Below are 22,410 nucleotides of genomic sequence, written 5' to 3'. Positions count from 1 at the left end.
ACCAGCCGACCTCACACGTAAAGATAGGCGAATCGAAGCTCGGGAACGCGAGCGACGTGGTGGAGATCCGCCACAAGAACCGGTCGGCACATTTCCTCGTGAAGCCGGTCGACGACGGCCCGCTCGCAGGCGAGACCATCGGGAACAAAGTTCGGATGCACCGGAACGTCGCCGAGCTGTTCGGCGGCATCGACTCCTCGCGGGACTTCCGGGTGGACCCGAACGCATCGGTCCACGACGTGGTCGAGTGCGACGCCGTGAAGATACACGCCGGCGGCAACGGCCCGGAGAAGCTGGAGTCGTTCCTGCGCTCGACGAACTACCTCCTGCATCCCTTCGAGGAGGTCGTCAAGCAGGGGGACAGCCTGGCGACGTTCACCGCGGCGACGGTCGAGCCGGCCGGCTACACGACGGTCCGGGTGACCGCCGACACCGACATCGAGTTCATCGGGGCCGGCGAACTCCGCGAGCTGAAGGCGACGGAGTCGAGCCGGTCGCGCGGTGGGGGTGGCCCGACCCACGGCGGCGGCCCCGGTGGCGGCCAGCAGGTCGCCGAGGACGAGGCCGTCGAGGTGAACCTCGAACCGAAGAAGCCGACGGTCTCCTTCGAGGAGGACGTGGCCGGGCTGCCGGAGGTCAAGCAGACGGCCCGGATGCTGCTCGCGCTGTTCGACGCCGAGACGCGGAACGAGGTCGAGCGTCGCTACGGGCAGGCGTTCGCGTCACGGGGCAGCTCGATGATGCTGTACGGGCCGCCGGGCTGTGGGAAGACGCTCGTCTCGGAGGCCATCGCACACGAGGCGATGTACAACACGAGCATCGAGGACAACTACGGGCCGGTGAAGTTCCTCGAGGTACGTGGCTCGGACATCCTCTCGAAGTACTCCGGCGAGTCCGAGAAGCGCGTCTCGGCGGTGTTCGAGAAGGCCCACGGCATCGCACAGGAGGGTTTCTGCGTGCTCTTCTTCGACGAGGTGGAGACGCTCATCCCCGACCGCGGCGACGACTCGCTCCAGCGCCACGAGCGCTCGCTGACGAACGCGTTCCTCCAGGAGATGAACGACGTCGAGGACAACCTGCTCGTCATCGGCGCGACGAACATGCCCTTCACCATCGACCCGGCGGCGACCCGGCGGTTTCCCATCCAGCAGTTCATCCCGCAGCCGGACGAGACGGTGATGGCGGAGGTCTGGCGCAAGCAGCTCGACTCGCTGTCGACCGCGAACGAGATCGACTACGAGCGCCTCGGCGAGGCGTCGGTCGGCTACACGCCGGCCGAGGTCGCCGACCGCATCCTCGGCAGCGAGTTCCAGCGCGAGCTGGTCGAGAGCGTCATCGACGGCGACCCCATCGTCCCCGACACCGACTACCTGCTCGAGAAGCTCGCGGCCTCGGAGCCGAAGACGGTCCGGCAGTACGTCGCCAGCGTCCGCGAGAAGACGGACGACCTGGAGGGCTACCCGGAGATGCAGCGCTACGTCGAGGCACAGGCCGACCGGCTGGGGATGCGCCTCGGAACCGAGCCGAGCGCGCTCGAATCCCTGCTCGGTGCGGGCGGCGGTGACGCCGTCGGGGACGACGGTGCGGCGGGCGAGGGCGGCCAGAACGGTGACGCCGCGCCGGACGGCGGTGCCGGCGACGCGGCGGCTGACGGACCGGCGGGCGACGGAGCGACGGGCGACGGCGCCGGAGGCGATGCAGTGTGAGCGGCTACGCCGAAGTCGCGGCGTTCGAGCTGCCGTCGGTCACGGCCAGCGACGGCGGTGTCGACGACGTCGCCCTCGTCGGCGACGGTGACCTGACCTACGTCCGGGGCACCGACCGGACGACGCTCCCTGTCGATGCCGAGCCGGTCGACGTCGCGCTGGGCGAGCGCGTCTACGTGCTGACCGCCGACGCGCTGCTCGCGCTCTCTCCGGGGGGAAGCGGCTCCCGCGTCTGGTCGCTCGACCTCGGGGCCGAGGGCGTCGAGGGCGTCGCAGCGCTCCCGGACGAGGGCGTCGTCTGCGTGCTCACGGAACGGAGCCTCGTCGGCGTGGACGGCGAGAGCGGCTCCCGCCGCTGGACGGTGGACAGACCGTACGCTGACGTGGCCGGTGACGTGTCGTTCGTCGCCGCCGACGGACGCTTCCTGCTCGGTGCGTGGTCGTTCGTCACCGGGGTCGACGCCGAGGGGGAGCAGGTGTTCGACGCGGACCTGGGCAGCGCACTCACGGGCGTCGGCGGCACCGGTGGAACGGTCGTCGCCGCGCTGAAGTCCGACCAGCTCGTGGGGGTTGACCCCACGTCCGGGTCGGTTGACTGGCGCACGGAGATACGTCCCACACAGGTCACGCCACGTGGCGACGAGACGCTGCTCGTGCGGACCGCAGACGGCCTGCTCGCGGTGCAGCCCGACGGGACCTACGAGTCCGTCGACGGCCTGCCGGCGGGGTCGGTGTACCCGGCCCGGAACGGCGACCTCGTCTGCGTCTACCGCGAGGACACGCTCTCGGTCCATCGCCGGAGCGCCGACGTGGACGCGGTGACCGCGACGCTCCCGGTCGACGCGATCGGCCCGGGCGAGCCGCTCGTCGTCGAACTGACGAACGAGGCCGAGACGGCGGGGAGCACGACGGTGACAATCGCGGTCGAGGGGGCGACGACGGCGCGTCGGAGCACGACGGTCGACCTGCCGGCTGGCGGTAGCACGGCGGCGGAGTTCGAAGTGACCGACGTCGAGGACGGGGAGACCGCCGAGGTCAGCGTCTCCGCTGACGGCGTGGCGCTGGCGAGCGAGTCGATAGCCATCGACCGGCCGGACCCGCCCGAGGAGTCCGTCGCGGCCGAGCTGACCGTCGACCGCGTCGAGGGCGCGACGGTCCACGCGACGCTGTTCGTCCACAACGAGGGCGAGGTGCTCCAGGAGCTCCGGGTCCGCGAGGACGACCTCCACGTGGGCGCGGTCGCCCCGGGAGAGACGAGCCGTGTCGAGGTGACAGAGCGGTACACCCCTGGCGAGTCCGTCGAGCGGACGGTCGTGGACGACGCCGGGGCGACGGTCGCGACCGCGTCGACGAGCGCGACCGACGGCTCGGTGACGGTGTCGGTCGAGCCGACGGTCGAGGGGTCGTTCCTGTTCGTCGACGTGACCGTGGAGAACCCGACCGAGACGAAGGTCGCGGACTCGCTCGTCCTGCTGGGCGTCGGAGACGCCGGCCCGGTCGAACGCGCCGTCGACGTCGCGCCGGGGGCGACGTGGACGCTGTCGGTCGCCCTTCCGGGGGCCGTCGCCGCCGGGCTCGACGGGAACGTGCTCCGGGTCCGGCTCGACGGCGCCGGCGTCGAGGACACGCACGACCTCACTCTCGACAACAGTTTCGCGGCGGGGGCTGCCCCCGGTGGCCGCGACCAGCGGGCCGAGGCTCCGACGGGGGCGGACCGCGGGCAGCCTGCCGGCGGGCGAGGTGGTCAGGCAAGACAGCCCGGCGGCGGCCGGCAGGCGGGCCGGGGAGACACGCCGGGGGGCAGCGCTCCCCCGGCCGTGTCACTCCGTCGCGCCGTGGCCGACGACGAGCCGGCCGCGACGGAGGCGTTCCTGGAGTACCTCGCTGTCGACACCGAGGGGCAGACCGACGACCTCACGCTCGTGGCAGACGGCGAGCAGTTCCGGCTCGGGTCCTTCGACCGGGGCGAGGAACGCCGCTATCAGCGGGCCCACGCGCTCGCTCGCCGTGGCCGGAGCCAGCTCCCCCCCGTCGCCGCGACGGCGGACGGCGGTCACCTCGCGGAGACCGGCGCGATGGACGTCGACGTTCGCGACGGCCCACTCGTCGTCCGGGCGAGCGTGGACGCGAGCGGGCCGACGGTCCGTGTCCGCGGCACCGTCGAGAACCGCACCGACGACTACCTCTCCGTCGAAGGGGTCGACGTGACCTGGGTCGGTGCCTGGGATATCGACCCCCACGGCGAGGGGCTCGCCCCCGGCGAGACCGTCCGCTGGTCGGGCAGCGTTCCGGCACCCGAGACGGAGCTCTCCGACACCGACGCGGTGGTGCCACTCACCGTCGAGTACGGCGGTGACAGGCGGTTCCAGTCGCTCGCGACCGTCGAACGCGACGCCGGGCCTGGGACCGCCGTCGCGAACCGGCTCGACCCCGGCGTCGGTCGCGAGACCCACGTCGCCGACACCTACAGCAAGGTCGTCTGCAACCTGCGGAACGTCTCCGAGGAGCCAATCCAGGAGCTCCAGCTCGCGGCCACCGGCGAGCGACTGAACGAGATGATCTACGTCGAGGAGACCGTCCAGTCGCTCCAGCCCGGCGAGACGGTCGAGCACTTCGTCGACGTGAAACCCGCCGAGAGCGACCGCGAGCTGGCGGTCGACCTGCTGGTCACCTGCGACGGGGAGACGGACCGGCTCGCACTCGATGGCCCGGTCGCGGCCACGCCGGAGGAGTGGTCCCGGTCGCATCTCGAGGGGTGGACGGCGACCTGGGAGGACGACGAGCCGGAGGAGGAGCTGTCCGTGCCCGTCCACCTCTCGACGCCGTTCGAACAGACCGACTGAACGGTGTCAGTCGACGCCGGCTTCGGCCCGCAGCGCGTGCTCGATCTCCTCGACGAGTTCCGCGTCGTCGGTCCAGAACCCGTCGAACGAGTCGGCGTCCGCTCGCGCGGCCAACCCACACGCCTGCGACGGGTCCGACCCGCCGTCGAACGTGAGGACCCAGTAGCGTTCGACTGACCCGTCGCCGTAGCCGTGGTACGTCACTCCGGGTATCGCCGGCGGCTCCCAGTCCGGTGCACCGTAGACGTGGATGTCCAGCCCGGCCTCCCCGAGCGTCCAGTACCACTCGACCTGGTCGGCGAACGTGGAGAGCTGCTGGAAGCTGGCCCGGAGCCGGCCGCTCCCCACGCGACGAGCGCGGTCCTCTATCTCCTTGCTCACCGCGTCGAGCTGGCGACGGTTCAACGCGGTGAACACCGTCTCGTCGAGCACCTCGAACAGGACGCGGTAGCCCGGGGAGACCGCCGCCGGGGAGGTCGGCCGGACGACCGGCGGCGTCAGCAGCCACTCCAGCTCGGTGACGGGGAGGACACCCACGAACTCGCCGGCCTCCTCGACGACCACGAAGGGGTCCGGGCCGTCCGGCGGGAGCTGTCGGCAGTCCACGGTCACCGAGTGCGCCGCGAACTGCTCCTCGATGTCGGTCCCCCCGTCCCGACCGTACACCGTGAACTGCCTGTCGCTCCGCGTGAGACGCTCGAGTATCCGGTCGAGCATCCTCACTCCTCCGCCGCCTCGGCGGCGATGCTGTCGCGGACGAGCTGCCTGACGCGCGGGTCGAGCGGCCCGATCTCGATGTCGCTCGACGGTCGTTCGCGGACCACCAGGCCGGTCTCATCCAGGAGCGGGAGGTGGACGTGGACGAGTTCGGTCAGCAGCTCCTCGCGCTGCTCCGCCGTCACCAACCGGCCGCTGTCGCCGGCCTGCCATCCGGCGAGGACCGTCGCCAGCTGCTGGGCGGTCGCTGGGCCGACCGTCAGCAGGGCGTAGAGGACGCGGCGTCGTTCGGTCGCCGCGAGCCCACGGTAGAGCTGGTCGTCGGCGAGACCGGCCGCGGTGGTCTCACCGCCGGCGTCGTCAGCACGGGCATCCGAGCGGTCCCGGGGCATCGTCCTTCGAGATTGTTCATGAAAAACGATAAGCGTTGTTCCGGGTGCTTCGGGGCTCATCGCTGTCGCGACGGCGCGGCGTTCGGGCGAGTTCCAGTGGTTCAGACCAGGAACTCGCCGCTGACGGCCTCGTTGGCGTCCGAGACGTACGCCAGCGTGCCCCGAATCAGGTGGAGCACCAGCGCGAGGAACGCGAGCACGTAGCCCGCGGTGACGACGAACATCGCGGTGCGAGCGGTCGAGAGCGCCGAGAGCCGCTGGTCGCGCTCGGCGCGGATGGAGTCGGCTGTCTCCTGCTCGCCGACCGCCTCGAAGTGCTCGATGGCGCCGTCGTACTGCGACTCGATGTGCGCGCGCCGGTCGTCGAACGGCCCGAGGTTCGCCGGGTTCAACAGCAGTGGCGTCCCCCCGACCGAGGTCAACGTCGACCCACTGAGGTTCTCCCTGGCGGACCGGGCCTCCTGGAGGCTGTCCTGCCCCCGGCTCACGTTCGTCGAGTAGGCTTCGAACGCGGCGTCGGCCTCGGTCTGCAGCTGCGTCGCGCGCTCGTCCTCACCCTCGAGGACGGCGATGCGGGCGAGGCTGCGCTTGAACATCGCCTCCTCCAGCAGGGAGGTCTCCTCGCTCGCGATGCGCTCCTCGTAGTACGACCGCTGGGTCGCGATCTCGTCGTCCAGCACGGCGTTGCCCTCTTCGAGTGCCTGCTGGCCGAGCTCGCGGAGCTCCGGGTCCTCGAGCTCGGAGACGTACAGTGCGACGGTGTTGTACGTCGAGGCCGCCCGGACCAGCTCGTCCTGGGCCGCATCGTTCCCCTCCGACTCGCGGACCTCCTGGACGCGTTCGGCCGCGTCGAGGTACTCGACGAACGTCTGGGCTGCGGTGAACCCGCGGGAGATGTCCTGGCCGGATTCGAGGTCGCCGTCCTCGATCTTCTCCTCCAGCCGGGTCAGCATCTCGTCCATCGAGCCGGCCGACTCGCCGAGGTCGGTGTGGTCCTCGAACGACTGGAGCCGCTCGTGGGTCTCCTCGCCCTCGATGATGCCCGGCTCGGCGGTCACGGTGATGGTCCGTGGTTCGACGTCGTCGCCGTCGACCCGGAACGTCCACTCGTAGGGGGTCAGTACCTCGGCGTCGGTGTCGAACTGCAGACTGAAGACGGTCTGACTCTCGGAGCCGGCGGCGAGTTGCTCCGGCACGTCGCGCTGGACCGTGAGCCACCCCTCGTCGGGGCCGTCGACGCGCCGGAGTTCGAGGTTCTCGATGGCGTTGTAGCCGAGCACCTCGGAAACCGTCACCGTCCCGGTGTCGGTCCGGGAGATCTCCAGCTGGCCGAACTCGACGCGCTCGGAATCGACGCCCAGCTCGGTCTCGTGCTCGACGGTGAGCGGCACCTCGACGGTCTGGGTACCCGCGGAGGCGTTGCTGGACGTGAACCGGAGGTTCAGCGTGTGCTCGCCCTCGGGCACCTCGCCGTCGAGGGCCACGTCGAGGACGTAGTCACGACTGTCCTGTCCCGGGATGCTGTTCGAGCCGCGCGTCATCTCGGCGCTGACGTAGTCGTCGTCGAAGGTGGGGGAGCCAACGCTGACGTCCTCGATGGCCAGCGGCAGGTCGCCCGCGTTCTCGACGGTCGCCGTGACCTCGCGCGTGAACGTCGACTCGCCACGCGGCTCGTCGAACGTGTACGAGGCCCCGGTGCCGGTCGAGTCGCCGAACATCGCCGGGTAGATGACGCGGGCGTCGATGCGGAACGACTCCCGTTCGGCGTCCGGGTCGTCCGTGTCTAGCCGGACCGTCCAGGTCTTCTCGGCGTGCTGGACGGCGCCGCCGTCGATGGCGACCGTCGCGGTGCCGGTCCTGCTGTCGCCGGCCCCGAGCCTGCCGGCCAGTCCGGAGACCGAGGCGGTTGCGTTCCGGTTGACGCCGCTCGGGTCGCTCACCGACACGTCGACGCTGTCGTACCCGGTTTGCTCGGTGATGGTCACCGGGACGCTCTCGCTTGTCCCGACGAGCACGTCCCCGATGTCGACGACGGGCTCGTCCGACTCGACCGAGGTCGCCTTCACCACGTCGATGTCGAACCTGACCGTCTCGACGTTGCCCAGGCTGTCCTCGAGGGTGAGGTCGATGGAGTGGACTCCCTCGCGGGCCGCCTCGTCGACGGTGATGTCGACGGTGACGGCCTCGGTCTCGCCGGCGTCGACGCGGTTCGGTGCGCTGGCGGTCGAGGCCGTGATGTCCGCGCCGGCCGACGCCGAGGTCGACTGGAGGTCCATGTCGCCGGCCCCGCTGTTCCGGAACTCGACGGTGACGCTCAGCGTCTGCTCGCTCGCCCCCTCGAACCGGACCTCCTCCGTCGACCCGGCGTCGGTGGCGCCGAACGCGGGCTCGACGTACTCGACGTTCGCTTCGAGCGTCCCGCTCATGCCGCCACTGCGCGAGATGTAGACGGAGCGCGTCGTGTCGTAGCCGGCGTCCCCCTGCGAGGCCCCGGTCGCCTCGTACTCGACCTCGTACGTCTCGCCCTGGACCACGTCGAACGTGTTGCTGGACCCGGCGTCGCCGTCACCCGACCAGCGGTCGAACTCGAACGTCACCTCGCCGTCGGTGCGTTCCTGCGGCGCGGTGACGGTCGTGTTGCTGCTGGCCGTGAACTCGATGGACGCGATGTCGGTGTCGGTCTCACCCGGGAACGCCCGCTGGAGGTCGAGCTGCGCCGTCTGTGGCACGACGGTCGCCCCGTCGGCCGACTGGCGCTCGTCGCCCAGTACCGTCTCGCCGGTCCCCGCGGGTGCGGCGTGGCCAGCCGTCGCCGGCACTGCGACCGCAGCGCCGGCGAGTAGCAGCACGACGAGCACGACCGCGGTTCCGGCGGTCCTACGCATCGTGACCACCCTGGAGGACCACGATGTCGCCGACGTTCGCCGCGTCGACCGTCCGCCGCCAGACGACGAGCCGGTGGGTCACCAGCATCGCGAACAGCGCGACGAGTGCGCCGTACCCGACCAGCAACGCGGTGCTGGCGAGTGCGAGCGTCGTCCGCGCCGACGAGATATCACTTCGCAGACCGGCAAGCTGACTCTGCCGGTCCGAGAGCGCGTTCTCGGTCGCGCGCTCTTCGGCGTCGCGGACATCCGCGAGCGTGCCGCCCGACTCCAGATACAGCGCGAACGTCCCGAACAGTTCGCCGCTCGCCACCGCGCTCACGCCGTCACAGGACGAGCAGCTCTCGAGGAAGCTGGTCGCGCGCTGCTCGGCGGTGTTCATCCGCGCCACGTCGCGCTCGTACTGGTTGCGCAGCTCCTCGACCCGCAGGTTCACCTGCGAGAACTTCTGGGAGGCACCGGCCGCACGGAATGCCGTCGCTGCCTGCTCGAGCAACCGGAGCTTCTCGGGCGTCGCCGTCACGGCCGATGCCGACTGGAGCAGTGCGTCCCCCTGGTTCTCGTAGAACCGGCTGAGCGCGAGGTCGGCCAGCGGCGCGTACGTGAGCCCCTGCTCCTCGAGCGCCTGCACCTGCTGTGCGGTCCCGTTCGCGGCCTCCAGGCTCGCCTGGACGGAGCCGTTCTCGGCCGCGGTGTAGCTCTCGTTGAACGACCGGAGCAGCGTCAGTACGGTCGCCATCTCGCGCTCCGTCTCGTCGTCGAACTCGACGACCTGGAGCTTCGAGACCGCGAGCGACCGGATGGTCTCGAACTCGGTGTACTGCTCGAACGCCGGCGTCCCCGACAGCTCGTTGAACGCCGCGAGGTACTCGTCGGCCGTCTCCGGCGGCTGGTCACTCCGTGCCTGTCCGACCGTCGTGTCGGGCTGTTGGGTCGTCGTCACGGCCGCGTCACCGGTCGTCGCCGATGCGCCGGGTGTCCCACCAGCGCTCGCGGCGACAGCCGGCGACGCGGTCACGGACGCCAACACGACCAGCCCGACGAGGAGTTTCAGTCCATCCATCTATCAGAACACCGTCCGCTTCATCCGTTCCCGCAGCTCTCGCCGGTCGAAGCTGTGCTCGACCGCGTCCAGCAGCCCGGCGACGAGGAGTGCACGGGCCGCCTTCGCGAGCGGTTCGCGCTCGCGTCTCGTCTCCTGGAACAGCTCCCTGGCGTGCTCCCACATCTCGGTCGTCGGCTCCACCTCGGTCAGGTCCGCCCGTTCGTCGTCGATGCGCGCCCGGGTCCGCTCGATCCGCCCCGTCAGGTCGCTGTCGACGTCCGCATCGACGTAGTCGAAGTACGTCTCGTGGGTGAGTTCGTCGCCGTCCCACCGGGGGTCGACGCTGGGCATGTCGGCGCACGCGGCGAACATGTCGACGTTGCGCTTCGTGGTCATCGCCGTGTTCACCCGCGAGATGCCGTCCTCGGCCGCGTCGAGCAGCGCGTCGGCCACGTCGTCGGGTCGGTGTTCACCGGTCGCGAACAGGTGGCCGTACTGCGGGAGCCCCTCGACCAGGTCGAGCAGACGGTCGACGACGCTCCCGTAGTAGCCGGGGAACGCCGTGTCCCGCCCCGACTGCTCGGAGAGGCCGTCGACCTCGCGCCTGAGCCGGCGGATGCGGTCCCGCGTCGCCTGTGGCACCGTCCACTCGAACGACGCCTGGACGGTGACCTTCGTCGGCTCGTCCTCGCGGACTGCGACCTCCGTCGACCGGGTCCGGAACAGGTCCGACTGCGAGCCGGCCACGTCCAGCCCGACGACGTAGTCGCCCACGAACACGTCGGAGGCTCTGACCCGACCGCGCTCGTCCGTCCGGCGCGACCCCTGCCGCTCGTCGACGCGGTAGCGGTCGTCGCCGGCGGGACCGATGGAGACCGGCAGTCCCTCGGTCGCGACGCCGTCGACCTCCGCGGTCACCGACAGCCGCCCCGTCTGCCGGCCCAGCCCGACGTTCAGTTCGAGCGGGCCGTCGTCCGCCAGCGTGCGGTCGTTGCTCGCGGCGTGGTACTTCGGGTGGTCGACGTGCACCGTCGCGCTGGACGCGGCGTACGGCAGGGTGACGCCGGCGCGACCGTTCCGGCCGGTGTCGTCCGTCTTCGTGTCGCCCTCGTCCGGTTCGACCGTGACGCGGGCGCCGGGAATCGGCTCCCCGTCCTGCTTGTCGGTTATCGTCACCGTCACCCCCGGTCGCGGGAAGGCAAGCTGCGCCTGCTCGCCGGTCTGCCTCCCGTCCTCGACCTCGAGCCGGTCGGTCTGCTGCTGGGTGCCGACCGCCGCGGTGAGCTGCCAGCCGCCGGGGAGCAGCGACAGGTCGACCTTGCCGGACTCGGTCGCCTTCGTGGTCTTCGAGCCGGTTCCCCGGGTCGGCTTGGCGACGACGTTCGCTCCCTCCCGGATGCGGTGCCCGTTGCCGTCGACGAGCGTGACCGTCACGTCGACCGGGTCCGGGGTCGTCGTGGTACCGCCACCCGCGCCGGCTCCGCTGGTCGCGAGCCCGTACGCCGGTACCCAGCAGGCGGCCGCTCCGAACACCCAGCCCACCAGTGCCGGCTGCCAGTAATCGATGTACGTCGGTGGCTGCAGGAGGAAGGCACCGAGTCCGATATCTACGACCACCCCCAGCAATCCGCCCGCGACGATGAGGAACGTTCCCGCCCGGAGCGTCTTCGGATACACGCCCGTCGGCCCAATGAGGAAATGAACGAGAAGCGCGACCAGTATTCCGAACAACACCGGTGCCCCGACGAGCGTGAGGATGGTCAGGACGTTGTACTGCAGCCCCGCGATGTCGATACCACCGGCCGACGAGTTCGTCGTGTTCGTCGCCCCTTGGCCATTGGTCGTGGCGGGCGCTTCGCTGGCGGTCCCCTCCTGCCCCTGCTCCTCGTCTTGTCCGGTGCCGGCCCCGAACTGTCCTTCGACCGTGTGACCGGAGACGGTGTCGTTGCCGGCGACGAGCAGGACCGGCCTGTCGACGGGCAGGGTCCCGTTCGTCATGTAGGTGCCGTTCTCGGTGCTGACCGCGAGGCTGGTGACGTCGTCACCGGTTGCGACGAACACTTCGGTCACGTCGTCGACCGTCGTCTCGAAGCGACTCCCGTTCACGTACACGTCCACGGACTCGCTCGCGTACCGGCTCGTCCACGAGTCGAGGAGCCGCGGACCGTCGGCGTCACCCACCGAGAGCGTCGCGGTGACGTTCGCGGCGAGTGCGGCCCGGGGGAGTTCGACGCCGGCGTCGGTCGGTTCGACCGGGCCGGCGAACTGCCCGTCGGGCGACTCGGTCGTCAGCTCGAGGTGGTACGTCCCCGCGTCGAGCACCGACAGGAGCGGGTTTGAGATGGCGACGCCGTCGCCGCTCGCGACGAGTTCGCTGGCCGCCTCGGCGGCGGCACGCAGGTTCACCGAGGTCGGCGTCGCCGTCACGCCCTCGTCGGGCGCGACGCGGAGCTGCCGGTCCTCGAACAGTGAGGCCCGGTCGAGGCCCCCGAGCGCGTCGGCGTCGAGCACCAGCGCGCCGGCCTCGGCATCGTAGCTCGCGTTCACCGTCGCGTCACCGACGCTCACCGGGACGGGTGCGGTGGTGGCGAAGCCGCGAACGTCGACGGGCGTGAGGTGGACCGCGCCGTCCTCGAACCGCGCCGCCGTCCCGTCCAGGGAGGCGTACCGGAGGTCGGCCGTGTCCTCGCCGAGCGTCGCGTTATCGGCGCTGACCTCGACCGTCGCGCCGCCGAGCGGGGCGGTCTCGGACGCGCTGACGAGGTCTGTGACCCCGAGTTCGGCCTCCCAGTCCCCGTCGGCGGTCTCGCTCACGTTCGCCTCGGCGGTGCCGTCAGCGCCCGCGATAGCGAGCGTGACCGTCGAGAGGTTCTCCGTGCCGTTCTCGAACTCGACGGTCACGTCGAGCGTCTCCGGGCCCGTCCGTTCGACGGAGACCGACGCCTCCGCGGCGGTCGTGCCGTCCGCTGCCGTCGCTGCCGCCCCGACGCCGGCCACCGTGGCGACGAGGACCGCGAGTGCGAGCAGTGCCGTCGCGCGAGTTCCCCACGACATGACTACCCCTCGTTCTGGTCGCGATAGTCGGCGAGGTTGTCGAGCACCGCCTGCACCTCGCGCTCGGTCAGTCCCTCCGCCCCCGCGGTGTTCCCGCGGGCCAGGTTGTCCCGGACCTGCTCGTACTGCTCCATCGAGTGGTTCAACAGCGGGCTCAGGTCGAACCCGCCCAACAGGAGGAGCACGTCGACGTCCGACCCGCGACCGCGTTTGGGCGTCAGGCTCGCCTGCCCGGCGACGCTGAGGTCGTGCTTGTTCTGCCACTGGTTGAACGCCTGGTACACCTCCGGCTCGGTGATGTCGCCGTTGTCGATCATGCTCTCCGGCGCGCGGACGACCGGGAAGACGATCTGGGAGGTGGCGACGTCCAACGGGACGAACGGGTTCTCCGCCGCCTTGTCGAACATGTACTCCAGCTCGTAGATGTCGCCGTTCATCTCCGTGGCGACGGCCGGCGTGAAGTGGTAGGAGCCGTACTGGCGCGGGATGGTCACCAGGTCCTCGACGTCGATGACGCCGTGGGTCTCCCGGCCCGCACCGATCATCAGGTCGACCGCCTCGATGATGAGTTCGTTCACGCGGTCGTAGTCGCTCCCGTTCTCGGCGTCGAGGTGCGAGTTCGCCGCGAGCATCACCATGTCGGCGTTCTGCCCGCCGTCGCGGTTCCTGAGGAGGCGGGAGAGCCCGGACACCGCGTTGAAGTGCCGCTGGTCGGGCTCCCAGTAGTACGGCCAGACCGCCATCGCGACGTGGATGACGCTGTCCATCCAGGGCTCGCTCTCGCTGACGGTGAGCCCCTGCTTGAACTGGTCGACGACGAACGGGATGGAGCCGTTGCCGGTTCCGCCGCCGAGCGTGGCGACGTAGAGGAACGCGTCCGCCGTGGTGAACGTCTGCTTGATGTGGCTCGTGATGCGGTCGAGGTCCTGCTCTGCGGCCTGCCGACCGTAGTAGTAGGAGTTCCCCGCGCCCTGCTTGTCGCCGAACTCGAGCGCGTGGTTCTCCCCGATGTCGCCGGTGTCGGTGATGCTCGCGTCGATGCGGTCGATGGTGTTCCGGATGTCGTTCCGGTTCGTGTTCATCACGAGGATGCGGTCCTCGATGCCGGGGTTCTCCGCCCGGTTGAAGAACTGCGAGGCGATGCGACCGCCGCCCTCGCCGGAGGCGATGACGGCCCACCGCGTGAACTGGCCGCGCGACATCAGGCCTCACCTCCGGCGGGCTTCAGCAGGCTGTCCGGCGTCGTCTCCACCGACAGGCCGGTCGACGCGGCGAGCTCCTCGATGACGGGGTTCGGGACCGGCACCGACAGGTACTGCGACCGGATGCGTTCGTAACTGAGTCGATCCCCCTCGTCGAGGTTGTACTGGATGACGTTCATGATCTCCTGGGAGAGCTGCGAGTCGTCGTAGACGATGACGGTGCCGTCGTCGGTGCGGGTGACGGTGTACCCCTCCCGGTCGGCCCACTCGGCGAGCAGGCCGGGCACGAAGTCGTCGGTGATGGGGAACGCCATCTCCGTGCTGAGATAGCCCTCCTCGTCGAAGCGGTCGCGGAGCCGCGGCCCGAACTCGGTGACGTGCTCTGCGATCTCGTCCCGGCGGTCGCCGACGAGCTGCTCGACCAGCGTGACGGGTTCGAGGTCGACCGAGAGGTCGCTGTCGCCCTCGACGGTGACGCTCCGTTCGACGCGACCGTAGTCGTCCTCGCCGGGCGCGACGACGAGGTCGTACTCACCGAAGGGCACGTCGGCGAACGTGGCGGTGCCGACGAGGTGGGTCTCGACGACCTCGCGGCCGTCGTACTCGCCGCCGTCGAGCATCACCGTCGCTCGCCGCTTGGCCTCGCTGCCCTCGTCGTAGGAGACGGTCACGTCGACGGTGTACGTCTCAACGTCACCGCGGTGGAGCGCGGGTTCGTCGGGGTCGAACTCCACGTCGGGGTTGCGACGGAAGTAGAGCCCGAAGAACTGGCCGGCGTTTCGCACCGGGAGGTCGTCCGCGGTGACGCTGCCGTTCCGCCGGAGCTCCTGTTCGATGGTCTCGCTGACGTCGCCGTACGCCTCGACGACCGTGGCCTTGGTCTTCACCGTGCCGACGGCGTCGACGAGGTCGGCCACAACGCTCGCCCACTCGCGGTCGAGCTCGCGGACGGGGCCGATTGCGCGCAGTTCGTCGCCGTGGTCCTCGTCGGCGACGGCCGGACGGCTGTAGTAGCCTGCGGGCAGGTCCTCGCCCGCGAGGCGCTCCACGTGACGGTCGACCTCGCGCTGGAGGGCCGAGACGATGTCGAGGGCCGCCGTCCTGACGGTCTGTCGATGCTCGCTCAGGGAGCCGACGTCGAGCGCCGAGTCGAGCGCGTCGAGCTCGCGCTGGACCGACCGCACCTGGTCGAACAGCTCGGCGTCGACGTACTGCTCGGCCCCGGAGTCGAGGATGGTGTCGACGAACGCGTCGAGGTCCTCGCGGTCCTTGTCGAACGAGCCCGAGAGCTCGCTCTCGAGGGTAGCCCGGGCCTCGAGGACCGCGTCGACTGCGTGGCCGTACTCGCCGTCGCGGCGGTCCGCCTCGGCGTCCTCGAGGTGTCGGTCGACGGCGGCCTCGTCGTAGGTGTCGGTCGCGTTCCGCTGGATGTCCCGGACGCGAGCGATGGCCTCGTCGACGGTCGCGTCGGCCTCGGTCCGGTACTCCGCCAGGTCCTCCCCGACGGCCTCCCAGTACGCGAGCCCGCTGGGTGCCCCCTCGTCCGGGGTCGGGGGCTCGGGCGGCGCGACCGGGTCGGACGCGATGTCGGCGTCCGCAAGCGCGAGCAAGTCGCCGTGCAGCGCGTCGAGTTCGTCGCGGACGAAGTCGTACAGCTGGTCGTCGCGGTCGGCGGCGAGCGTCGTCACCTCCGCGTCGATGCGTTCGAGCTCCTGCAGTTCGCCGCTCGATGCGCCCTTGCCGACGCTGAACGAGCCGGAGCTCCGGTCGAACTCGCCCCCCTGTGCCTCGTAGTCCGAGACGAGCGAGTCCGCCCGGGAGCGCAACGTGCCCGCGTCGAACCGGGGGTAGGACTCCTCGATGGTCGAGAGCGACCGCCAGAAGTCCCGCAGCGACTCGCCGACCTGTTTCGTGCGCTGTTCCACGTACTGCCCCGTGTTGTCCTCGCCGCTGAGGACGCCGCGGACGTACGCGACGGCCACCAACAGCAGGACGACCGGGATGCCAGCGACCACGAAGTAGACGCCGATTTGCGTGCCCGCGAACACGAACAGTCCGGCCCCCACCGCGGCCAACAGTACCGTCAGTGCGCCGATTCCGAGCGCGGCGCGAGTCTGTCCTTTCATAGTATCACCGTAAGTATCGAAAGCCCGTCCGTCGCAACCAGCAGCCCGACCGTCGCCAGCAGGACGAGGACGCCGACGCCGACCGGGAGCCACTGCGCCTTCCGGCTGTACTCCGCGGAGGAGTCGACCCGGATGCGGCCCTCGGTGCTCGACGCCGCCACGTAGGGTACGACCCCGCCCAGGACGACTCCGACCAGCAGTCCGCCGACCAGCCCCACGAGGAGGTTCGTCTTGACCGTCGAGCGGGCGTCGCTCGCCCGGGCGTCGAGCGCCGACTCGTAGCTCTCGACCGCGCCGGCGGCGTCCTGCTCGACCGTATCCTCGCGCTCTCGGGAGGCGTCGATGGCGTCGACGGCGACCCCCGGCGTCGGCGACTCGGCGGCCACCCGGAACAGGTACGAGCGGTACTCGCCGCCGGTCCGGTCGGTCGCGTTCGTCGCCGCGGCGAGCGCCCGGAGCGTCTCCGTCGCGTTCGTCGCCCGTGTGTCTGTCAGGCCGCTACCGTTCACGGCAGACGAGAGCGACTCGAGACGGTCGGTGGTCGCCGCCGTCTCGTTCAGCGCCGTCCGGTAGCTGGCCTCGTGCTCGCCGTAGGTCCCGACGGCGTCTGCAGTCGGGACGAACAGCGTCCCATCACCGAACGCCGGCTGGACGACGTTCGGCGTGGGTTCGGTGACCGTCGGCCCGGTTTCGGCCTTCCCGGTCGGCCGGACCTGCGACGCCACCGTGAGCTGCCCGTAGCCCTCGGTCAGTCGGATGGTGACGCTCGAGTCGGTCGTGTTCTGTATCTCGTAGCCGTCCCAGGCTGCGAGGAACCAGGCCCCGCTCTCCCCGTACGGCGTGACCACGCCGTCGGCGTCACAGAGGCGTATCGTGAGCCTCGTGCCCGCGTACAGCGCGCGGTCGTCCCGGAGTGGCTCGTCGCTGCCCGGGACCGTCGCAACCGCGACCGTCCCGCTGGACTCGACCGAGTCGCAGACGGCCACGTCGGCCGAGTCGCCCGTCGCTGCCGCCTGGGCGGCCACCCCGCCACCCGCGAACGGTGCGGCGACGAGCCAGACCGCACAGAGCACGACGAGGGTCGTTCGGAGGGCTCGTCCGTTCATTCGTAGGTCTCGTCGATCCGCGACTTCTGTATCCGGTACACCACCACGCTGCCGAGGACGATACCGAGGCCGAGCCCGATGCCGCCACCGCCGAGGTACTGGAGCAGCGACTGCTCGGCGAGGGACTCCAGTTCGGCGACGCGTTCGGTGCGGTCGATGGCGTCGGCGACGCTCGCGTCGTCCTGCGCGGCGGCCGTCCCTCCGACCCCCGCGAGGGTCAGCAGACACGCGAACACCAGCCCGACGACCGCGAACCGACGCGACCTCACTGGACCATCGCCTCGGTTCGCTCCTCGTACTCCGCGGCCTTCTCCTCGATCTCCGCGATGCGGGAGATGTCCTCGCGCTCGTAGGTCAGCAGCGTCGTCACCGTCGCGAGGTTGCGGTCGTTGAGCGCGACGCCGAGGTTCACCTCCTGGAGCGCACACTGTGCCTGGAGGTACTCGCGGATGGTCGAGGTCTCGATGCGGTTGCTCCCGCCGGCGAGATAGCCCGACGGCGCACGAACGAGCCCGATCGCCTTCTGGGCGTCGGCGGTGTCCAGGTCCGAGACGGACTGCTTGCTCGTCGCGAGCCGGACGAGAGCGGCGCTGTCGATCGCCTTCTTCCCCAGGAACGGGACGAGATAGCCCGAGAGCGAGCGCGTCATCGTCGCCGCCCGCCCGAGCGCGGCGTAGCCCGCCTTGGAGTCGCTGCCCCCGACGCCGAACGACAGCGACGTGACGATGTCCTGCACGTCGATGTCGGGCGTGTCGATGTCGGCGTAGTCGCTCGGGTCGATGCCCGAGAGGACCGGTCCGGCGACGAGGTCGTAGATGCCCGCCGCGATGTACTCGTTGTACTCCGCGAACTGGCTCTCGGCCGCCGCCTGGTACGAGATGCGCTGGTTGTCGACGAGCACGATGCCGTCGACCTTGTCCTCCAGTCGGTCGAGTCCGTACCTGGCGTTCCAGGCCTGTCGGCCCGCACCGCCGTCCTCGTCGTCGCCGCCGCTCGTCATCGGCCCCATCGTGTTCGGGAGGATGGCCAGCGCCACGATGCTCGCCCGGCCGTCCGTGTACTCGTCGATGGCGTCGACGATGTGGGGTGCGATGCCGCAACCGGTACCGCCGCCGAGACCGAGGCAGACGAACGCGAACTGTATCTCCTCGCTCTCCGTGGCGTCCCGTGGCTCACCGCTCATCTCGGCCTCGATGTTCTCGACCTCCCGGTCGACCTCGCCGTCCTCCCAGCCACCGCCGGTGTCCTCGGCCCACTCGTCGGCCGGCTCGTCGCCCCAGCCGTCGTCGCGGCTGTCGGCCGGCTCCTCCTCCCAGCCATCGCCGCGGGTATCCGCCGGCTCCTCCGCCCAGCCGTCGTCGTAGTCGTCGGTCCGGTCCGCCTCGTCCCAGCCGGGGCCGCCGCCGTCGGTCGCGAGTCCGTCCCGCGAGCCGAACCGGCGACGGAGGAGGTCGACGACCTCGTCCGCGTGTTCGCTCATCACCTCGTCGGCCTCCTTCGGGTCGCGGCCGAAACCGCCGGTGACACGCTCCTCGAACCCGGCGGTGGTCCCGTCGACGATACCGTGCTGTTCGGCGATGCCGAACTGGTCCGACTCCGCCACGTTCGAGAGGTTCTGCAGGTCTCGAATTGTCGAATTGAACACCATGGGTTCGGCGAGCGCTGTGATGTCGTTGCCGCCGAACAGTCCGAGCGTCGAGTCGGACGTGTACTCGAACACGGCGTCGACGATAGCACTCCCTGCCTGTCCGGCCCCCACGAACAGATACGTCATTGATTCACTCGAGTATCTGTTCCGCTATCTGGAATAAAACAGTACTGGCCACCGAAGGATAGTTTCACGTCACTCGTATTTTGTAGGAAATCTACGCTTCGGAAAATTGTAAGAAGAAAGATAGTTCTTCGGTCCACCCGCTGTCACGCACGCCCGTCCTACCCCCGGAGCCGACGCAACATGATGGAGAACTGGTTGCGTTCGTACAGCTGCTCGGTCGCATCGAGCAGTTCGAGCGCCGCCGCCAGCGTCCCCCTGGCGCGCTCGGGGTCCCGCGTCGAGAGCCGCTCGCCCTCGTCGTGGAGCGACCGCGCCACCGAGACGAAGTGCCTGGGGATGGTGTGGTTGTGGTCGTCGCGCAGCTCGTAGTACTCCTCGACCTCCTCGATGCGGTCGCCGACCCGCGCCACCAGCCCCGACGGCGTCTCCGCGGCCGTCGCATCCGAGCGGGCCGAGTCGAGCGTCGGGAGCAGCGTGTCGCGGTAGAACGAGAGCTCGTGCCTGACGACGTACGGTCGGACGAGGTCCGACTGTCCTGCGCGGTCGAGCGAGCCCTGCAGGTCGGCGACACGCTCCAGCAACGCCGATTCGACGGGGTCGCCCGGGTCGAGGTCACGCTTCACCGCGTTCGCGAGCTCGGTCACCGACTCCCGGTCGACGCCCGCGACGAGCTGTCTCGTCGCGGCGTGCTCGTCGAGTGCCCCCGTGGCGGTCCGAAGCGCCGCCCGGAGGCTGTCCTCGTCGGTCGTTCCGGCCGACTTCAGTTCGTCGAGCAGCCGGGCCGCCGCCGCGCTGTCGGGCGACTGCCGTGACTCGACCGTGGCCGCGACGGCGGCGACATCCGTCTCGCCCGTGCTGAACGACAGGTCGCCGCGTTCGAGCTGTTCGACGAGGTCGTCGCCACGGGCAGCCGTGTCACTGCCGCGGAGCGAGACCGTCGTGTCGCGCTCCGCCCGGTCGCAGATGTCGGCGAGGGCCGTCGCGTTGGCCGACTGGCTGGAGCGCTCCGCGTCGAGTTCGGTCAGTGCGTCGGCCAGCCGAGCGGAGACCGGCCGGAGCGACGACGCCAGCGGCCCGTCAAGCTCGTGCAGCCTGTCGTCGAACGTCCGGGCCTGGTCCGGTCCTCGGACGCTCCCGGCACGCTCTGCCGCCTCCGTCACACGGTGGGCGCGCTCGAGGTCCTCGACGGCCCGGTCGAGCGCGTCGTAGGCGTCGCCGCGCCGCGCGTTCGGGTCCGACAGCGTGTCGAGCAGGTCCCGGGCGGCCCGGGAGCCCGGCGACCACACAGAGCGCAGCTCGGTGGCGACGGCGTCGACCGCCAGGCCCCCGGCCCGCTCCTGTCCGCCGGTGCCAGCCCCCGCAGTGTCGGGTGGCCGTTCGGTGAGGTGGAGGTCGCCACCCGAGAGCGCCCGCGCCAGCGACTGCAGCGCGTCCGAGCGGGAGTCACGGCGGTCCACGGCGGGCGTGTCGCTCGCCGCCCGCAGGATGGTGTCGGTCGCCGCCGTCAGCGTCTGCAGTTCGTCGTGGACGGCGTCGGCGTCCGGCTCGGTCGAGAGCGGCTGGGCGAACCGTGCGACGGCCGCGCTCGAACCTCCGGAGCCGTCGGAGCCGCCGAGCAGGTGCGTGCCCAGGGCACCGGCACCGAGGCCGACGACGAGCGCGCCGACGGCTGCCGCTGCGAGGACCAGCGTCGAGTGACCGGTCTGGGCGGCCTGCTGTAGCGTCAGGTCGGCCGCGATTGCTGCACCCATCGGGTCACCTCAGGGCATGTTCTTCCGGCCGAGGCAGTCGAACAGCGGTTCCACCTGGTCCCACACCTCGCGCACGCCGGCCGAGAGCTGGCTGTTGCCGTCCTGCTTCATCGTCAGCGCGTGCTCGTACATCTCCTCCAGCGACGGCATCTCGGGGTTCCAGAGCGTCCCCCAGAGGTAGATGTCGTCGAGGTACGGCGTCACAAGCTGGTGCGTGTGGATGTCCACCGTCTCAACGCCGGCGACGGTGTCCCGGTCGAGGAAGTCCGGGCTGGCGAGCACCTCGGTCAGCACGCCGTCGTTGATGAGCGGCGCGACCTTGGACATCTTCTCCTCGGGCCCGTAGATGAGGAACGTCCCACCCCAGGCCGTCGTCGGGTCGAAGTCGGCGAGCTTGTTCTGGAACAGCGCCTTCCGGGCGAGCATCTGGAGCTTCGACCGGTCGAACGAGTTCGCGTGTATCTTCCCGAGCACCGGCGCGAGCACGACCGCCGGGTTGTACGCCCGGTCCGGGTCGAACGGGTACTTGTCCTGCACCGGGCGGAAGCTGTCCGCCGGGTCGAACACCTCACCGCGCACGGAGAGGTCGGTGTCCTGGTCGACCACCTGCGGGATGGAGGACATCGTGAACGCCTCCAGGAACGCCACCAGCGGCTTGTTCAGGTCGGCGAACTCCGGCGGGTTGTACCGCTCGACGCCGTGGATGCGCGGCTCGATGTCCTGGGTCGCCTCTCGCAGCTTGCGGTTGTCGAACGGGATGATCGCGTCGACGTTCGCCGCCGTCCGGGCCATCCCGATGACGCCGTTGACCATCGCCCGCCCGGAGCGGTCGGCGTACTCGCTCGGGATGACGACCGACGAGAATATCGGTTTCCCGACGACCTTGTCGTCGTCCAGCACCGCCTCGCGGAGCTTCTCCGCGATGACCGGGGTCGACCCACAACCGGTCCCCTTCGTCACGCTGTGGACGAACATGACTGCCTGGGAGTCGCGCAGCTCGACCGGGTTCATGTCCCAGCGCTCCTGGAACGGGTTGCCGCCGTCCTCGAAGTCCGCGAGCACGAAGTCCCGGCCGTGGTCCCAGCGATAGCCGGCCCCGGCGTAGTTGTGGACGCCCTGCCCGATGATGCAGTTCGCCACGATGTCGTGGCGGTTGTAGCCCTTCTCCTCCTGTGCGTAGTACGTCTCCTCGATCTCGGCGACGTTCGTGTTGAGCACGCCCGCCCCCGCGAGCCCACCCTGCCAGATACGGACCCGGTCCTCGTTCTCGTCGGCGAGCGTGTTCCGGCGCAGCAGGATGGCGTCGACGATGTGGTTCCCGGCCCCACCGACGCCGATGACGTACCACTTCTTCCCGACCGAGGAGAGCCCGAAATCGGTCTCCCCGTTGGCGGTCGCCCCGTTGCCGTTGCCGCCGCCCGGGAACGGTTCGTCGTCCGGCTCCTCGACCTCGTCCTCCCAGTACCGTTCCTCGACGAAGATCGGTTCGTAGAGGTCAGGATACACCTGCTCGACCGACTTCGGTTCGTCTCGATGTTCGTGTGCGATGTGGCTCTCCAGCGTGTCGTGGTCCCACTCCCCACGCGGCGAGACACATATTTTACATGTTTCAGACATGATAGCCGACGGTCACTGTGGGGAAGTGGTGTAGCCTGAGATATGAACGTACTGGCCCGCCGAGAGAACGACCCCGACCGAGACGGTTCGTGATCGGCGCCGGAAGGGACCCCCATTGCGCGGAGTCACGGACCCTCGGGAGGATGGCGGATACCACGGGAGAGTGGAGTAGTACGCGCCCCCGATGTGCTG

Annotated in this window: 14 protein-coding genes; 2 read left to right on the top strand and 12 right to left on the bottom strand. The window is 70.1% G+C overall.

From position 1 onward, the window contains the following. Window positions 1–59 precede the first annotated feature (59 nt). Together BLT27_RS04355 and BLT27_RS04350 are read left to right on the top strand one after the other, a co-directional pair. Window positions 60–1,706: an ATP-binding protein gene (locus tag BLT27_RS04355; RefSeq protein ID WP_245707621.1), complete on the top strand. Its 1,647-nt coding sequence runs from the start codon at window positions 60–62 to the stop codon at window positions 1,704–1,706. Then, a complete protein-coding gene (locus BLT27_RS04350) occupies window positions 1,703–4,549 on the top strand; it encodes an outer membrane protein assembly factor BamB family protein (protein ID WP_089731817.1) in 2,847 nt (948 codons plus the stop codon). Before BLT27_RS04355 ends, BLT27_RS04350 begins: the two co-directional genes overlap by 4 nt. A 6-nt stretch (window positions 4,550–4,555) precedes the next feature. On the opposite strand, the gene BLT27_RS04345 is transcribed toward BLT27_RS04350, so the two are convergent. The 12 genes from BLT27_RS04345 to BLT27_RS04290 form a co-directional block, all read right to left on the bottom strand. Then, entirely contained in the window at window positions 4,556–5,266 is a 711-nt protein-coding gene (locus BLT27_RS04345) for a DICT sensory domain-containing protein (RefSeq protein WP_217639093.1), read from the bottom strand. A gap of 2 nt (window positions 5,267–5,268) precedes the next feature. Next, window positions 5,269–5,658 (bottom strand): DUF7344 domain-containing protein, encoded by a 390-nt coding sequence (locus tag BLT27_RS04340; RefSeq protein WP_089731815.1) that lies wholly within the window; start codon window positions 5,656–5,658, stop codon window positions 5,269–5,271. A gap of 101 nt (window positions 5,659–5,759) precedes the next feature. Next, on the bottom strand, window positions 5,760–8,543 hold the full coding sequence (locus BLT27_RS04335) for a COG1361 family protein (RefSeq protein ID WP_089731814.1): 2,784 nt from the start codon (window positions 8,541–8,543) through the stop codon (window positions 5,760–5,762). Beyond that, window positions 8,536–9,606 carry a hypothetical protein gene (locus BLT27_RS04330; RefSeq protein WP_089731813.1) on the bottom strand — a complete coding sequence of 357 codons (1,071 nt, stop codon included), beginning with the start codon at window positions 9,604–9,606 and terminating at the stop codon, window positions 8,536–8,538. The genes BLT27_RS04335 and BLT27_RS04330 overlap by 8 nt, the downstream gene beginning before the upstream one ends. A 3-nt stretch (window positions 9,607–9,609) precedes the next feature. Further along, on the bottom strand, window positions 9,610–12,642 hold the full coding sequence (locus BLT27_RS04325) for a carboxypeptidase regulatory-like domain-containing protein (protein ID WP_089731812.1): 3,033 nt from the start codon (window positions 12,640–12,642) through the stop codon (window positions 9,610–9,612). A gap of 2 nt (window positions 12,643–12,644) precedes the next feature. Next, window positions 12,645–13,844: an FtsZ/tubulin family protein gene (locus BLT27_RS04320; protein WP_089731811.1), complete on the bottom strand. Its 1,200-nt coding sequence runs from the start codon at window positions 13,842–13,844 to the stop codon at window positions 12,645–12,647. Beyond that, on the bottom strand, window positions 13,844–15,970 hold the full coding sequence (locus tag BLT27_RS04315) for a hypothetical protein (RefSeq protein ID WP_089731810.1): 2,127 nt from the start codon (window positions 15,968–15,970) through the stop codon (window positions 13,844–13,846). Before BLT27_RS04315 ends, BLT27_RS04320 begins: the two co-directional genes overlap by 1 nt. Next, on the bottom strand, window positions 15,967–17,076 hold the full coding sequence (locus BLT27_RS04310; protein ID WP_089731809.1) for a hypothetical protein: 1,110 nt from the start codon (window positions 17,074–17,076) through the stop codon (window positions 15,967–15,969). The genes BLT27_RS04315 and BLT27_RS04310 overlap by 4 nt, the downstream gene beginning before the upstream one ends. Further along, window positions 17,073–17,345, bottom strand: a complete 273-nt coding sequence (locus BLT27_RS04305) for a hypothetical protein (protein ID WP_089731808.1) — start codon at window positions 17,343–17,345, stop codon at window positions 17,073–17,075. The genes BLT27_RS04310 and BLT27_RS04305 overlap by 4 nt, the downstream gene beginning before the upstream one ends. Continuing rightward, a complete protein-coding gene (locus BLT27_RS04300; RefSeq protein WP_089731807.1) occupies window positions 17,342–18,850 on the bottom strand; it encodes a cell division protein FtsZ in 1,509 nt (502 codons plus the stop codon). Before BLT27_RS04300 ends, BLT27_RS04305 begins: the two co-directional genes overlap by 4 nt. Before the next feature lie 158 nt (window positions 18,851–19,008). Beyond that, window positions 19,009–20,601: a hypothetical protein gene (locus tag BLT27_RS04295; RefSeq protein ID WP_089731806.1), complete on the bottom strand. Its 1,593-nt coding sequence runs from the start codon at window positions 20,599–20,601 to the stop codon at window positions 19,009–19,011. Between the two features lie 9 nt (window positions 20,602–20,610). Then, the gene (locus tag BLT27_RS04290) at window positions 20,611–22,218 is read right to left on the bottom strand and encodes a cell division protein FtsZ (protein ID WP_089731805.1); all 1,608 of its coding nucleotides are present in this window, start codon (window positions 22,216–22,218) and stop codon (window positions 20,611–20,613) included. Window positions 22,219–22,410: the final 192 nt, after the last annotated feature.

Source organism: Haloarchaeobius iranensis (assembly GCF_900103505.1).
Taxonomy (GTDB): Archaea; Halobacteriota; Halobacteria; order Halobacteriales; family Natrialbaceae; genus Haloarchaeobius; species Haloarchaeobius iranensis.
The sequence above is the reverse complement of the archived record's forward strand: the minus strand, read 5'-3'. Positions and strand labels throughout refer to the sequence as shown.

Excerpts from the sequence above, each read along its gene's own strand:
- BLT27_RS04320 (WP_089731811.1), bottom strand. The coding sequence starts at position 13,844 with ATGTCGCGCGGCCAGTTCACGCGGTGGGCCGTCATCGCCTCCGGCGAG.
- BLT27_RS04295 (WP_089731806.1), bottom strand. The coding sequence starts at position 20,601 with ATGGGTGCAGCAATCGCGGCCGACCTGACGCTACAGCAGGCCGCCCAG.
- BLT27_RS04300 (WP_089731807.1), bottom strand. The coding sequence starts at position 18,850 with ATGACGTATCTGTTCGTGGGGGCCGGACAGGCAGGGAGTGCTATCGTC.
- BLT27_RS04290 (WP_089731805.1), bottom strand. The coding sequence starts at position 22,218 with ATGTCTGAAACATGTAAAATATGTGTCTCGCCGCGTGGGGAGTGGGAC.
- BLT27_RS04315 (WP_089731810.1), bottom strand. The coding sequence starts at position 15,970 with ATGAAAGGACAGACTCGCGCCGCGCTCGGAATCGGCGCACTGACGGTA.
- BLT27_RS04310 (WP_089731809.1), bottom strand. The coding sequence starts at position 17,076 with ATGAACGGACGAGCCCTCCGAACGACCCTCGTCGTGCTCTGTGCGGTC.
- BLT27_RS04345 (WP_217639093.1), bottom strand. The coding sequence starts at position 5,266 with ATGCTCGACCGGATACTCGAGCGTCTCACGCGGAGCGACAGGCAGTTC.
- BLT27_RS04340 (WP_089731815.1), bottom strand. The coding sequence starts at position 5,658 with ATGCCCCGGGACCGCTCGGATGCCCGTGCTGACGACGCCGGCGGTGAG.
- BLT27_RS04325 (WP_089731812.1), bottom strand. The coding sequence starts at position 12,642 with ATGTCGTGGGGAACTCGCGCGACGGCACTGCTCGCACTCGCGGTCCTC.
- BLT27_RS04335 (WP_089731814.1), bottom strand. The coding sequence starts at position 8,543 with ATGCGTAGGACCGCCGGAACCGCGGTCGTGCTCGTCGTGCTGCTACTC.
- BLT27_RS04330 (WP_089731813.1), bottom strand. The coding sequence starts at position 9,606 with ATGGATGGACTGAAACTCCTCGTCGGGCTGGTCGTGTTGGCGTCCGTG.